The sequence below is a fragment of the Amycolatopsis sp. NPDC051102 genome (assembly GCF_040682815.1).
In the GTDB taxonomy this organism is placed as follows: Bacteria; Actinomycetota; Actinomycetes; order Mycobacteriales; family Pseudonocardiaceae; genus Amycolatopsis.
Genome location: NZ_JBFBBT010000022.1, coordinates 120,231 through 134,061 on the forward strand (window position 1 = coordinate 120,231; position 13,831 = coordinate 134,061).

The 13,831-nt window shown below is 72.4% G+C and carries 12 protein-coding genes; 4 read left to right on the top strand and 8 right to left on the bottom strand.

The features are described 5' to 3' along the window. Window positions 1-34: 34 nt before the first annotated feature. Entirely contained in the window at window positions 35-784 is a 750-nt protein-coding gene (locus tag AB0M93_RS39645; protein WP_364284302.1) for a DeoR/GlpR family DNA-binding transcription regulator, read from the top strand. Here AB0M93_RS39645 and AB0M93_RS39650 read toward each other — a convergent pair. The 4 genes from AB0M93_RS39650 to AB0M93_RS39665 are packed head-to-tail and all read right to left on the bottom strand — an operon-like array spanning window position 717 to window position 5,572. Beyond that, window positions 717-1,511 carry a PIG-L family deacetylase gene (locus tag AB0M93_RS39650; protein WP_364284305.1) on the bottom strand — a complete coding sequence of 265 codons (795 nt, stop codon included), beginning with the start codon at window positions 1,509-1,511 and terminating at the stop codon, window positions 717-719. The genes AB0M93_RS39645 and AB0M93_RS39650 overlap by 68 nt on opposite strands. Before the next feature lie 49 nt (window positions 1,512-1,560). Further along, window positions 1,561-2,328: a polyprenol monophosphomannose synthase gene (locus AB0M93_RS39655; protein WP_364284308.1), complete on the bottom strand. Its 768-nt coding sequence runs from the start codon at window positions 2,326-2,328 to the stop codon at window positions 1,561-1,563. Window positions 2,329-2,354: 26 nt separating this feature from the next. After that, on the bottom strand, window positions 2,355-3,965 hold the full coding sequence (gene lnt, locus AB0M93_RS39660; RefSeq protein ID WP_364284311.1) for an apolipoprotein N-acyltransferase: 1,611 nt from the start codon (window positions 3,963-3,965) through the stop codon (window positions 2,355-2,357). An 11-nt stretch (window positions 3,966-3,976) separates the two neighbouring features. Next, window positions 3,977-5,572, bottom strand: coding sequence for an amidohydrolase family protein (locus tag AB0M93_RS39665; protein ID WP_364284314.1), 1,596 nt, complete (start codon window positions 5,570-5,572; stop codon window positions 3,977-3,979). Between the two features lie 121 nt (window positions 5,573-5,693). Between AB0M93_RS39665 and AB0M93_RS39670 the strand changes: the two genes are divergently transcribed. Continuing rightward, entirely contained in the window at window positions 5,694-7,082 is a 1,389-nt protein-coding gene (locus tag AB0M93_RS39670; protein WP_364284316.1) for a lysine 2,3-aminomutase, read from the top strand. Between the two features lie 283 nt (window positions 7,083-7,365). On the opposite strand, the gene AB0M93_RS39675 is transcribed toward AB0M93_RS39670, so the two are convergent. Then, window positions 7,366-7,824, bottom strand: a complete 459-nt coding sequence (locus AB0M93_RS39675; protein WP_364284319.1) for a hypothetical protein — start codon at window positions 7,822-7,824, stop codon at window positions 7,366-7,368. Window positions 7,825-8,229: 405 nt separating this feature from the next. On the opposite strand from AB0M93_RS39675, the gene AB0M93_RS39680 reads away from it, so the two are divergent. Further along, window positions 8,230-8,898, top strand: a complete 669-nt coding sequence (locus AB0M93_RS39680) for an alpha/beta hydrolase (RefSeq protein WP_364284322.1) — start codon at window positions 8,230-8,232, stop codon at window positions 8,896-8,898. A gap of 15 nt (window positions 8,899-8,913) precedes the next feature. On the opposite strand, the gene AB0M93_RS39685 is transcribed toward AB0M93_RS39680, so the two are convergent. Continuing rightward, on the bottom strand, window positions 8,914-9,531 hold the full coding sequence (locus AB0M93_RS39685; RefSeq protein WP_364284325.1) for a TetR/AcrR family transcriptional regulator: 618 nt from the start codon (window positions 9,529-9,531) through the stop codon (window positions 8,914-8,916). 63 nt (window positions 9,532-9,594) lie between these two features. On the opposite strand from AB0M93_RS39685, the gene AB0M93_RS39690 reads away from it, so the two are divergent. Beyond that, window positions 9,595-10,635 (top strand): amidohydrolase family protein, encoded by a 1,041-nt coding sequence (locus tag AB0M93_RS39690; RefSeq protein ID WP_364284328.1) that lies wholly within the window; start codon window positions 9,595-9,597, stop codon window positions 10,633-10,635. Window positions 10,636-11,076: 441 nt separating this feature from the next. Here the strand turns inward: AB0M93_RS39690 and AB0M93_RS39695 are convergent, their stop codons facing one another. Next, window positions 11,077-12,114: a glycoside hydrolase family 43 protein gene (locus tag AB0M93_RS39695; protein ID WP_364284331.1), complete on the bottom strand. Its 1,038-nt coding sequence runs from the start codon at window positions 12,112-12,114 to the stop codon at window positions 11,077-11,079. Window positions 12,115-12,409: 295 nt separating this feature from the next. Beyond that, window positions 12,410-13,822 (bottom strand): carboxylesterase family protein, encoded by a 1,413-nt coding sequence (locus tag AB0M93_RS39700; RefSeq protein ID WP_364284334.1) that lies wholly within the window; start codon window positions 13,820-13,822, stop codon window positions 12,410-12,412. Between the last annotated feature and the right edge of the window lie 9 nt (window positions 13,823-13,831).

Genomic DNA, 13,831 nt, shown 5'->3' on the forward strand with positions numbered 1-13,831 from the left:
GTGCACGACTCGGAAGAAACAAGGAGGATCGTGCATGCTGGTCGGGGAACGTCGTGATCTGCTGCTCGCCCGGCTCGCCGCCGACGGCAAGGTGCTGGCGAAGGACGTCGCGGCCGAGCTGGGTGTCTCCGAGGACAGCATCCGCCGGGATCTGCGCGACCTGGCCGCCGCCGGGCTCTGCCAGCGCGTCTACGGCGGCGCGCTGCCCCTCTCCCCCGCGGTGGCCGACTACGCGAGCCGGACGGCCATCGCCGTCGACGGCAAGGACCGGGTCGCCGCGGTCGCGGCCGGGCTGGTCCGGCCCGGCGCCACGGTCATCCTCGACGGCGGCACCACCACCCTGGCCGTCGCGAAAGCGCTCCCCCGCGACCTCAAGGCCACCGTCGTCACCCACAGCCCGACCGTCGCGGTCGCCCTGCTCGACCACCCCGGCGTCGAAGTGTTCCTGCTCGGCGGGCGGCTGTTCCGGCACTCCGCCGTCACCTGCGGCGCCGCCGCGGCCGAGGCCGCCCAGGCGATCAGCGCCGACGTCTTCCTGCTCGGCGTCACCGGCGTCCACCCCGAAGCCGGCCTGACCACCGGCGACGCCGACGAAGCCGCGATGAAACGCGCGCTGGCCCGGCGCGCGGCCGACACCTACGTGCTGGCCAGCGCCGAAAAGCTCGGCACGGCCTCCCGGTTCACCGTGCTGCCCTTCGCCGACGTCGCCGGCGTGATCACCGACGCCGACGACCAGAACGTGCAGGAACTTGCAGACCAGGGCGTGACGATCCTGCGGGCGTGACCTCGGCGAACCACTCGTGGCCCGCCACCAGCCCGAACAACGGCGCGGGCAGCCACACCAGCAGCCGCAGCACCGCCGACAGCCGCCCGGTGCCGCGCACGTCGGACACGTGCGCGGCCAGCGCCGCCTGCTTGCGCCCGGCGAAGCGCCGCACGTCGAACCGGTGGGTGACGGCCGAAGCCGGACTGTAGGCGCGGCTGAGCGCTTCGACGTCGTAGTCGAACGGGATCCGCAGCGCCCGGACCACCCGCACGAACCGCAGCGCGAAGTCACGGGGCAGCGTGGCCTCCAGCAGCCGTGTCCCGGTCAGCCGGGCCGCGCGGCGGGCGACTTCGTGCACCTTGACGTGGTCGCGGTGCCCGTAGCCGCCGTTGCCGTCGTAGCCGAGCAGCAGGTCGGCGCGCTCCTCGTGCAGCAGGGCCGCCAGCCGGTGCGCGGCTTCCTCGGTGTCCGCGCGGGCGAACCGCTGCCGTCCCGGCGGGTCCGCGTACAGCACGGGACCGTGGCCGCTGTCGGCGTACCCCAGGTGCACGACACGCCGGACGCCGAGGATCGCCGCCGCGGCCTCCAGCTCCGCCCAGCGCGGCGTCGGGTGCTCGGCGGCCATGCCGTCGGTGGCCACCACGACCACCACCCGGTGCCCGTCGGCCGCGGCCCTGGCCAGGGTGCCGCCGCTGAGCAGGACCGGGTCGTCGGCGTGGGCGTGGAAGGCCACGATGGTCGTCATCGGCCCCATGATGGCCGACAACGGGGGAAAACGGCGTGAACGACCGGCCTCAGGCGCGCTTGACGAGCTTGCGCAGCTGGTGCCAGCGGCGCTCGGCGCCCCACTTGGCCACCCGCAGGAACGCCTCGCGGATGATCGAGCCGCTCATCTTCGACTCGCCGATCTCGCGCTCGGTGAAGGTGATCGGGACCTCGACGATCTCGAAGCCGGCGTCGGCCGTGCGGATCGTCAGGTCGATCTGGAAGCAGTAGCCGTGCGAGTTGACCTCGTCCAGGGCCAGCTTCTCCAGCACCGGACGGCGGTAGGCGCGGAAGCCCGCGGTGATGTCGCGGGTGCGCATGCCCAGCGCGATCTGCGAGTAGATGTTGGCGCCGCGGGAGAGGATCTGGCGGTTGACCGGCCAGTTCACCACCGCGCCGCCCGGCACGTACCGGGAGCCGATCGCCAGGTCGGCGTCGCCGACCGCGTCCAGCAGCCGCGGCAGGTCCTCCGGGGCGTGCGAGCCGTCGGCGTCCATCTCGACGATCGTGTTGTACTCCCGCGCCAGGCCCCAGCGGAAGCCGGCGATGTAGGCCGCGCCCAGGCCGGCCTTCTCGGTGCGGTGCAGCACGTGGACGTGGTCGTTGGCCGCCGCGCGCTCGTCGGCGAGCTCGCCGGTGCCGTCGGGGCTGCCGTCGTCCACCACGAGCACGTGCACGTCCGGGAGTACCTTGTGCAGGCGATCCAGGATCGGGCCGAGGTTCTCCCGCTCGTTGTACGTCGGGATCACCACCAGCACCGGCTCGATTCCCCGGGCCCCCCGCGGCGCCTGCGACATCCGTGCTCCTCCGATATCCGCGGCGGTCAGTCCGCCGCTTCCCCTGCCGTGCCGGCGCTGGTGCGCCGGGTGCGAAAACGGAGTACGAGCCCACCGGCCACCCCGGCGATCGCCAGAGCCAGCAGCCCGTACTCCGTCCACGCACCTAGTCGATCCGACAGCGTAGTCTGCGTCCGCAGCGGCACGCGCCCGACCAGGGAATCCGCCGTGAAAAGGCCCGTTGAGCTGGTCACCGTCCCGTCGGGGGCGACGATCGCGCTCACCCCGGAGACCGCCGACACCACGACCGCGCGGCCGTGCTCGACCGCCCGCAGCCGGGACATCGCCAGCTGCTGGTAGCTCATCTCGCTCTTGCCGTACCAGGCGTTGTTCGTCGGGACGACGAGCAGTTCGGCGCCGTCGCGCACCGCGTCGCGGGCCGGGTAGTCGAACGCGGTTTCGTAGCAGATGAACACGCCGACCTTCGTGCCGCCGGCGGTCATGGTCTGGTTCGCCCCGTCGCCGGGGACCATGTCCACGGTCTCGGAGTCGAGGAACGGCGTGACGAGCTCGGCGACCTTGCGGGCCGGGACGTACTCGCCGAAGGGCACCAGCTGCTGCTTGGCGTAGCGCGCGCCGGGCCCGGTGCGCGGGTCCCAGGCGAGGACGGAGTTCTGCAGGTGCCCGTCCGGGAGCCGGTAGATCGCCCCGATCAGCGCCGGGACGCCGAAGTTCGCCACGAGCTGGTCGACCTGCGGGTCCGGGCCGGTGACGGTGGTGGCGCTCTCCGGCCACACGAGCAGGTCCGGCTGGGGCACTTTCCCGGCCCGGATGCCGGCCAGCAGGCGCCGGCTCTCGGCGATGGTGTTGTCGCGCAGCACCGTCCGCTGTCCCTGCAGCGCGAGGCCGATGTCGGGGGCGTTGCCCTGGACGGTGGCGACAGTGCGCTCGCCGTCCTGGGCGCCGGTGCCGATCGCCGGCCACAGCACGAGGCCGGCGACGAGGGGCAGCAGCGTGCCGGCGGCGGCGAAGACCACCGGCCGGGTGACCTTGCGGACCTTCCCCAGCCGGGCGGCGAGCGCGGCCAGGCCGAAGCCGGTGGCGACGACGGCGAGGCCGACCAGCGGGGCGCCGCCGATCGAGGCGAGCGGCAGGAACGCGCCTTCGGGCTGGCTGAACGCGACCCGGCCCCACGGGAACCCGCCGAACGGGAACCACGCGCGGGGCGTCTCCAGCGCGACGAACACCAGCGCCGCCCACAGCGGCGCAGCCGGGAGCCGGGACACCAGCGTGATCAATCCGCCCGCCAGGCCGTGGTAGAGCGCCAGCGCGAACGACAGGCCCAGCCACGGCCACGGGCCGAAGTCGGGGCCCAGGAAGTCCAGCAGCCAGGTCAGCAGCGGCAGGAAGAACGTGAACCCGAACGCGAAGCCGTAGCCGAAGCCGCCCCGGAACCGGCGTCCCCGCAGCACGAGGGCGAACCCGGCGAAGGCCAGCGGCGCGAGCCACCACAGCGGGCGCGGCGCGAAGCTCAGGTAGTAGGCGAAGCCCGACCCCAGCGCGGCGACCGTGCGCAGCAGCCAGGCAGGGGGGAACCGCCGCGTGCGGGCGGATGGGTGCGGGGCGCCCGGCTCGGGGTCCGCGACGGTGACTGCCACGCCTGACAACTCTAGGAGATGACGTCGTGGAGGACTGCACCCGCGCGGACCGTGCGCAGGCAGTGCGGGAGGGCGGCGTCCGGTTCGAGCCTCGGCAGCGGCGGGACGCCGGCCCGCGGGTCGGTCGACCAGCGCTGCACGCGGCTGTCCGGAGTCGCCACGACCAGGTCGGTGGCGTCCCAGATCGCGTAGTGCGCCGGAGCGCCCGGCACGAGGCTGCCGGTGACGCCGTCGTTGACGCCCGCCGCGCGGTACCCGGCCCGGGTGTGGGCTGTGAACGCGGCTCGCGGCGACAGGCCCGCGCCCGGCGTGCGGTGGTAGGCCGCCGCGCGGACGCTCGCCCACGGGTCCAGGGGCGTCACCGGCGCGTCGGAGCCGAAGGCCAGCACGACGCCTTCGGCGGCCAGGGCCGAGAACGGGTTGAGCCCGGCGGCGCGGCCGGGGCCGAGGCGTTCGGCGTACATGCCTTCCGAGCCGCCCCACAGTGCGTCGAACAGCGGCTGCGCCGAGGCGACCACCCCCCAGCCGGCCAGCTGTTTCGCCTGCTCGGCGGTGACCATCTCCAGGTGCTCCAGCCGGTGGTGGCGGGCGGCCAGCGCGCGCTGCCCGACCTCCTTTTCGGCCAGCCGGAAGCCTTCCACGACCTCGGCGGCCGCGGCGTCGCCGATGACGTGGAAGCCGGCCTGCAGCCCGGCTTCGGTGCAGGTGGCGAGGTGGCCGGCGATGCGGTGGGCGTCGAGGTAGAGCGTTCCCGTGCTCGCGTGGTCGGCGTAGGGCTCGCTCAGCGCGGCGGTGTGGGAGCCGAGGGCGCCGTCGACGAACAGGTCGCCGGCCAGGCCGCGGGCGCCGAGTTCGCGGGCGGTTTCGACGGCGCCGAGCTCACCCCAGTAGCCGACGACCTCGGGCGTGCCCGGTCCGGCGAGGGCGAGCAGGGCGGCGAGGTCGTCGCGGCCGGAGATGTCAGGCCCGGCGCATTCGTGGACGCTGACGATGCCCTGCTTCGCGGCCTCGGCGAGGAACGCGCGCTGGGCGCGTTCGCGCTGCTGCGGGGTGATCGCGGCCCGCACGGCCGCGCGGACGGCGTGGTGGGCGGCGCGAGTCAGCGGTCCGTCGGGCGACCAGCCGTCGGCGCCGCGGGCGGCCGGGGCCAGCTCGACCAGAGCGGTGGAGACCAGCGCGGAGTGGACGTCGACGCGGCTGAGGTAGACGGGCGCGCCGGCGGCGGCGTCGTCGAGCTCGGCGCGGCTGGGCAGGCGCGGGTCGGTCCAGGTGGTCTCGTCCCAGCCGTGGGCGAGCAGGACCTGCCCGGGTACGGCGGCGTCGCGCACGCGGGCCAGCAGCGTCGCGCGGTCGCGGACGCCGGTGAGGTCCAGGCCGGTCAGGTGCAGGCCGGTGGCGGTGGCGTGGACGTGCGCGTCGACGAACGCGGGAGCGACGAAGGCGCCTTGGAGGTCGACGATCTCGGCGTTTTCGTGGAGGGCGCGAGCCGGGGCGTCCTGCCCCACCCAGACCACGGTGCCGCCGGTGACCGCCATCGCCGTGGCGTCGGGACCAGCGGGGGTGTAGATGCGCCCACCGAGCAGGAGCGTCGTGTGTTCGTCCGTCACGCCGCTGAGTCTGCCGCCCTTGGTCCACGTGGGGGAAGGCAGGCCAGCAGGCAGGAAGATTTACTCCGTGAGAACGTTATGACAGGATATTTTAACGTGTTCCCGACGACTAGGAGTACAAGTGACTGCGATCCAGGAACCTGTGACGCCTGCCGCCGCCTTCGACCAGCCCTACGAGTACGCCCGCGCCGAGCTGGTGGAACCCGACTGGCGCCGCTTCCCCGGCTGGCACGACGTGACCGAGGCCGAGTGGCGTGACGCGCAGTGGCAGCGGGTGCACTGCATCCGCAACGTCAAGCAGCTGCGCGCGCTGATGGGCGACCTGCTGGAGGAACGCTTCTACGACGACCTGGTCGCCGACCAGCGCGAGCTGGCGACGATGTCGATGCTGCTGCCCCCGCAGATGATCAACACGATGGCCCCCACGGCCGGTACCGACCCGGCGAAGGTGACCGAGGCGTTCTACGCCGACCCGATCCGCCGGTACATGCTCCCGGTGCGCAGCGACCGCGACCCGGTCTGGACGAGCCACCCGCACGCCGAACGCGACTCCCTGCACGAGGCCGAGATGTGGGTCGTGGAGGGCCTGACCCACCGCTACCCGACGAAGGTGCTGGCCGAGATGATCTCGACCTGCCCCCAGTACTGCGGCCACTGCACCCGCATGGACCTGGTCGGCAATTCGACGGAGACGGTCGAAAAGCACAAGCTGACCCTCAAGCCGGTCGACCGCCAGGACGCGATGATCGCCTACCTGAAGAAGACCCCGGGCGTGCGCGACGTGGTCGTCTCCGGCGGCGACGTCGCCAACGTGCCGTGGCCGCAGCTGGAGTCGTTCCTGATGCGCCTGATGGACATCGACACCGTCCGCGACATCCGCCTGGCGACGAAGGCACTGGCGGCCCTCCCCCAGCACTGGATCCAGCCGAAGGTGGTCGAGGGCCTGGAGCGCGTCGCGGTGACGGCCCAGCGCCGCGGGGTGAACCTGGCGATCCACACGCACGTCAACCACGCCCAGTCGGTGACCCCGCTGGTGGCGGAGGCAGCCCAGACGGCCCTGAACGTCGGCGTCCGCGACGTGCGCAACCAGGGCGTCCTGATGCGCGGCGTCAACGCGACCCCGGCGGCGCTGCTGGACCTTTGCTTTGCCCTGCAAGGGGAAGCGAACATCCTGCCGTACTACTTCTACATGTGCGACATGATCCCGAACGCCGAGCACTGGCGGGTCGCGGTGTGGGAAGCCCAGGAGCTGCAGCACTCGATCATGGGGTACCTGCCGGGGTACGCGACGCCGCGGATCGTGTGCGACGTGCCGTATGTCGGGAAGCGGTGGGTGCACCAGCTCGCCGAATACGACCGTGAGCTGGGGATCTCGTACTGGACCAAGAACTACCGGACCGGGATCGAGCTGGAAGACCCGGAGGCGTTGCAGCGCCGGTACCCGTACTACGACCCGATCTCCACCCTCCCCGAAGCCGGCCAGACCTGGTGGGCCAACCGGTCCAGCTGACGCGTCCGCCTTCGAAAGGTGTGCCGAGGGGTGTCGTGCAGCCCGATGTGGGCCGTACGACACCCCTCCGGCCACTTCGGGCGTTTGGGCTGGTCAGAGCCGGTGCGTACCGGTTGCGACCGATCGCCATACTGTCCAGAAATCCATTGTGGACCCAGCCGCGCGACCCCACTGCAGTGGCTGCTGCGCGCGGCGGTCGTCCAGCCGGGATCCGGCGACCGCGGTGGCCAGCCGGAATAGGTGACACCGCGGTCGGCCAGATCGATGTCCAGCACGTAGTTCGTCAGTAGTTGAACGACACGATCGACGTGGGCGAGCAGACGTCGGGCCGAGCGGACCTGTCGAGGCAGACCTTGATGACGGCGCGGGCCGCCGTCGCGTCCGAGCGCAACCTGGCTGACAACGGGCCACTGGCCGTGTCGTATGTGCGCTTGGACTGCACAGTGGAGGCGTTTTGCCACCGGCCCTGCTTCCAGAAGGTGAACTGCACCTCGACGTAGACGTCCCAGCCATCGGTGTGCTTCAAGTCCGTCCAGTTGGCACCGACCGTCGCGTAGACACCACCGTTGTTGGCGAAGTCACCGTACGCGGAGGCGGCAGACGTGCCGTCGGTCTTCGCGTAGATCGGCCCCCACGCTTTGCCGGCCGCGTGCGCGGCCGGCGCCATCACGGTCGAGGCCAGCACCGTCACACACGCCAATGCTGCCGCGCCGAACACGCGCCGCAAACCCGTTACCGCCATGATCCCTCCCAGATCAATCGTGTGGCAGATACGCCACGACGCAGCCTGGCACCGACCCCAGACTTTCCCCCGGCAAGACCAAACCAGTTCACCCCAATAGACCATCGAATCGTTCCATCGCAGCCCCATGACTTCGCCGCGGCACAGCCCGAGGAGGGCGACAAGGTGTCCAGACGACGGCGTGCGGTCGACGTCCGCGGGGGTAATCCGACGTAGCGGGCGGGGTTGCGCTCGATCAGCGGTTCACGGAGGACGGTGAACCGGCCCGCGTGCGTCGGGTGACGCAGTGCGTGTACGTCACCGCCGGCCGGGGTGCTGCTGTGGAACAGTGCCGATCATGACGGGGTCGCCCTGGGGGCACGGACCCACCGCCTGGTCGCTGTTCGCCGCGGGAAAGAGGACGAAATGAAGAACCTGGTGCTCGTGCACGGTGCCTGGCACGGACCCTGGTGCTGGCAGCCGCTGGTACCCGAGCTGGCCGGCCGGGGGTGGAACGTGTCCGCTGTGGACCTGCCGAGCACGGCCGGCGACCCGGCCGCCGGGATGTACGCCGATGCCCGCGCTGTCGAGGCGCACCTTGCCGCGATCGACGGTCCGGTGACCCTGGTCGCGCACTCCTACGGTGGCGTCCCCGCCACCGAAGCCGCGGCGCCGAATGTCCGGGCGCTCGTCTACCTCGCGGCGCACGTGCTGAAGGCGGGTGAATCCCTGGTCTCCCCCTTGGGCGGCCCGTGGTTCCCGCCGGAGACGGAGTTCGTGCCCGGCGCCGATCCGCTCACGGCGCTCTACCACGACGTCCCCGCGGACCGGGCGCGGGAAGCGGTGGCGCACCTGCGGCCCCAGAGCGCGAAGGCGTTCACCGAGGAGCTGACGCGCGAGGCGTGGCGGGACACCCCGTCCGCGCTGATCGTCTGCGACGACGACCGGGCGATGCCCGAACCGATCGTCAAGCGCGCCGTCGCGGAAGGGCTGACGGACATCGTCCGGCACCTGCCCGGCAGCCACTCGCCGTTCCTGGCCCGGCCCGCCGAGCTGGCCGGGCTCCTCGACGACGTCGTGGCGGCGCTGCCGTGACGGATGGCGTCCCCTTCACGGGGCAGGGGCCACCGCCGCCCGGGCGGGCTTCTCGGCCGGGGGCGTCACCAGCGGCAACAGGACCTCGTCGACGATCGCTGTCACTTCTGCGGCGGTGACCGTCCCCGCTTCCACGTGTTCGACGAGGACCAGGCGCGGGCCCACCGCGGCGATCCGGGCGGTGGCCGCGGCGGGGCGTGCCTCTCCGCGCTCGGCGGCGTCGGCCAGCAGGCCGAGGATCAGCTCCTGGCGGGGGCGCAGCACCAGGGCACGGATCCGGGCGAACAGCTGCGGGTGGCGCGCCCGTTGCGTGATCAGCGGGCGCAGGGCCCGGCCGAGCGGTTCGTCGAGCACCCGGGCCAGCCCGCCGAGCAGCGCCAAGAGGTCGCCGCGCAGGGTTCCGGTTTGCGGTGGCCGGGGCTCCCCGAAGCCCGCGTCCGGGTCGGTGAGCGCGGCCAGCACGAGGTCCTCGGGCGTCGCCCACCGCCGGTAGAGCGCCGCCTTGCCGGTCCGCGCGCGGGCCGCGACCTTCTCGAAGGTCAGTTCCTCGAACGAGGCTTCGGCCAGTTCTGCCAGCGTCGCCTCGAGGATCGCGCGGACCAGCGCGTCGCCCCGGCGCCGGGTCTCGGCCATCGGACCCTCCTCTCGTGTACGGTCTTTAGTGAACGATACCGTTCCTTATCAGAGGGTGGGGCGATGACGGCCATCACGAACGTCCGGGTCTTCGACGGCGCCGGGCTCACGGAACCGCGGACCGTCTTCGTCGAGGACGGCCGCCTGTCCGGCGAAGCCACCGGTGGCCCGGTGCTCGACGGAACCGGGCAAGTCCTGCTCCCCGGCCTGATCGATGCCCACGTCCACCTGCACGGCCGGGAGAACCTCGAACAGTTCACCCGGTACGGCGTCACCACGGCCCTGGACATGGCGACGACGTCGGCCGAACTGCTGGCCGGCCTGCGGAACCAGCCGGGGCTCACCGACATCCGCAGCGCCGGCGTGCCCGCGATCGGGCCGGGCGGGATGCACGCCCGCATGCCCGGCATGCCCGCCGAAGCGGTCGTCACCGATCCCGCGCAGGCGGCAGGCTTCGTCGCCGCCCGCGCCGCGGCGGGCTCGGACTACCTCAAGGTCGTGCTCGAAGCACCCGGGGGCGGCGGCCCCGAACTGCCGGTGGCCCGCGCCCTCACCGAAGCCGCGCACGCGGCCGGGCTGCTGGTCGTCGCGCACGCCGCGACCACCGGGGCGTACACGATGGCGCTGGACGCGGGCGTGGACGTCGTCACGCACGCGCCGCTCGGGCCACCGATCGCGGACGGGGACCTCGCGCGGGCGAAGGTCGTCGTGCCGACGCTGACGATGATGCAGGGCATTTCGACGGCGACCGGCCGGCCGCAGCTCTACGCGGGCGCGGTGACGTCGGTGACCCGGCTCCACCGCGCGGGGGTGGCCGTCCTGGCCGGAACCGACGCGAACGCCGCGCCGGGAGTTCCTTTTTCCGTCGCGCACGGCGCGAGCCTGCACGACGAGCTCGAGCTGCTCGTCGCCGCCGGACTGTCCACAGTGGAAGTGCTGCGTGCCGCGACCGTGCTGCCGGCGAAGCACTTCGGGCTGACCGACCGCGGCGCGATCCGGCCGGGACTGCGCGCGGACCTGGTCCTGCTCGACGGCGACCCGGTTGCCGACATCCGCGCCACCCGCGCGATCAGCCGCGTCTGGTGCGCCGGCGTCGAGCACTGATTCAGGCCGGCCGAGCAGGGCGACCGACGCCCGCAGCTGGGCCACCCGCAGCGCGTCCGGACGGCCGGAGCTGCTCGTCCCGGCGCGAGTACCCCGGCCGCCGCGGTCAGCACCTCGGCGAGGTAACCGACATCGGGGAACTACTGGCACACCGAATTTCACGAGCACGAGGTCGTATGGGGCGTGGCGAGGCGGGCGAGATCACGCGCCTCCCCACGACCAGGTTCGCACCGCGCGCGTTCTTTTCGCGCAGCCGGGTGATCGCCTCTGCCGAGAAAGCCGATCCCGGTATAGCGGGTGTACGAACTGCAGAGACCGGCCAGCACGAGTCCGGTCCCGCATCCGCTCCTCGGGCATCGCCAACAGCGTCGAGCTGTCGAGGATGCCAGGGTCTTCGGCCGAGCCGGCGAGCTGGCGGGTCTTGCCTCGGCCCGCCGCTCCTCATTCGAAGAACTTGATGCTGAACCCGGTTTCGGTGTTCGCTCCGGGGACGTTCGCGCGGCTGTACGTCGTCGACCCCCACCAGCAGAACGTGCCCGTGTACCAGGAGCGGTTCGCCCAGGAGTACGGCGTTCCCTTCGGGACGGCGTGGAACATCAGGGGGAACCTCGGGCCTGCGGGCGGGCTGGTCGCGATGTCACCGTTCAGCAGGACGAAGGTGTTGTGACCGGGGCCGTTCACGTACAGCGTCGGGTCCCAGCCGGCCATCATCGTGGCGCGGTTCGAGCCGAAGAGGCATCCGTTCGACTTGTACCAGTCCCACACGTAGGTCGGATCCCCGCCGGCGCGCAGGCGGAGTTCGGCGATGCAGTACTGGTCGCTCCAGCTGCCGTTGGCCGAGTAGACGATGTGCAACTGGCCGTTGGGGTCCTTGATGGCTTCGGGCGCTTCGTTGATGTACGGGTTGCCGACGACTCGCTCCCAGCTTTCCCGTGGCTGCGAGATGATGTACCGCGCGCCGGTCGGGGTGGTGGGGCTGCTCATCCGGGCGATGTAGAGGTTCTGCTCGACGTTGGTGTCCCCGGCCCACCCGGACCAGACGAACCAGCGCTGGCCGTTGAAGGTGAAGAGGGTGCCGTCGATGGCCCACTTGCCGTCGGGCAGCGCGAGCTGGGTCTCGGCGGAGTACCCGCTGTCGGCGACGGTCGAGCTGATGACGTACATCCGGTGCGCGGCCCCGGTCCCGGCGGTGAAGTAGACGTAGAACCGGCCCCCGTCGGTGACGATCTCCGGCGCCCAGACCTCCCCGCGCCCGCGGGTGTCCGCCCAGATCTGCCGGGCGGCGGCGCCGGCGAGGGCGTCGGGCGAGGACGCTTGCCGGACGGCGATGCCACCGCCAGTCGACTGCACGGAGACGTAGGTGGAGCCGACCCGCAGGACGCTGGGGTCGGCGGCTTTGAGCGATGTCTGGCCGGCTTCGGCTGGTGAGCCGGTGAGGACCATCGTCAGGAAGAGCAGGAAAGCGGCGGCGAGTTTCATGACCCCACCCCTCGGTCGAGTGCGGTCCCGCAGAGCGGAACCCTCAGGCAGGATCACCGGTGATCGACTGGGTTCGGTAGGGCTGGGGGAACTTGCTCGATCCAGCGAAGGCGAAATTGGTCTGAACCGGTGACCGTCGAGCCGAACCGTTGACACCCGGCCAGAGCTCCACCGATCCCGCTGACGCGTCACCGTCCCAGGGCGCGCGCCGAAGGGGCGCACGCGGCCCTGATTGGGCCTGCGTGCGCCCCTTCGACCCTCTCCGACGTTCGGGCTGGTCAAAACCGGTGAGTACCTAGGTGATCAGGTGCGTCACCGGTTCGGCCGGCGTGTGCGCCGGCCAGCCGGGGTTCCCGGTGGCCGCGAATCCGACCCAGGCGCGGTGCACGCGCCGCGCGAGGCCTTCGGGTGCCGGGGTGGGGCCGAGCAGGCCGGTTTCGCCGTGCAGCCACGGCTCGTCGGCGACGTCGAAGACGAACGGCAGCTCGACGGTGTGCGCGGCACCGAGCTGCCCGTCGAAGGCGATGGAGCGGTGGCCGAACGAGTAGACGTGAGTGCGACCCGGCGTGAGGCGCGCGTGGGCGTCGGCCATGCGCGCGGTCCCGGTGCCGAACAAGGCGCTCCCTAGCAGCTTCGACCGCAGTTGTCCCGGGGGCGTCGCACCCGATGCCGTGACGGTGGCTCCGGTGGCGGCGGCGAGGGCGAGCACGTCGGCCTCGGTGGAGCTGTCCAGCTTCCCCTGGGGCACGAGGTAGAGGTTCCCTTCTTCGGTGTTGGTGCCGATCAGGAGGTCGACTTGGCCCGCCGGCCCCGAGGTGAGCGAGTCGGCAGGCTGGGTGGGCAGGACGAGGCTGAACGGGCTCAGGCCGGCGAGGGGGTCCGTAGCGGTGTCCGTCCGCAGGTCCAGACCGGACAGTGCGGGCAGGACCTCGAGGAAGCGCTCGTCCGGGACGCCGGCGAAGCCTTCGGCCGTCGGTGCGGTGCCGAGCGCGGCGGCCGCCGCGGCGGTGACCCGCTGGGCTTGCCCGGGCGTGAACGCGCCGGTGCCGCTGCCGCTCTGCATGATCGCGCGCCGGAACAGGCCCTTCGCCCGGGGCGTGGCGAGGAGGCCGCCGATGAGCGTGGCCCCGGCGGATTGGCCGAACACCGTGACGTTGCCGGGGTCGCCGCCGAACGCGGCGATGGTTTCCCGGACCCAGCGCAGCGCCAGGAGCACGTCGAGCAGGCCGCGGTTGTCCGGGGCGCCTTCGAGCGACAGGAATCCGGGGACGCCGAGCCGGTATTGGACCGTCACGATGACGACGCCGTCGCGGGTGAAGGCCCGGCCGTCGTAGAGCGCGGCGCGGGCGGAGCCGGTGACGAACCCGCCGCCGTGCACGAAGACCATGACCGGACGGTGCCCGCGACCGGCCGCGGGCGTCCGGACGTCGACGGTGAGGTGGTCCGCGCCGCGAACCCAGCCGGGCCCGAAGTACGGGGTCATGTCGAGGCGGCCGAAGTCCCGGGCCGGCTGGGGCGCGGTCGGTCCCGGGCCGGTCCCGTCGCGGACGCCGGACCACCCCGGATGCGGCACCGGCGCGCCGAAGCGGCCGGCGCCGGCCGGTGCCCGGGCGTACGGGATGGCGCGGTAGCGCTCTCCGAAGGCGTCACGGACGCCGCGGACGGCACCCGCCGGCGTCCGCACGACGGGGTTCTGCTCGGCTGGCAAGGCGATTCC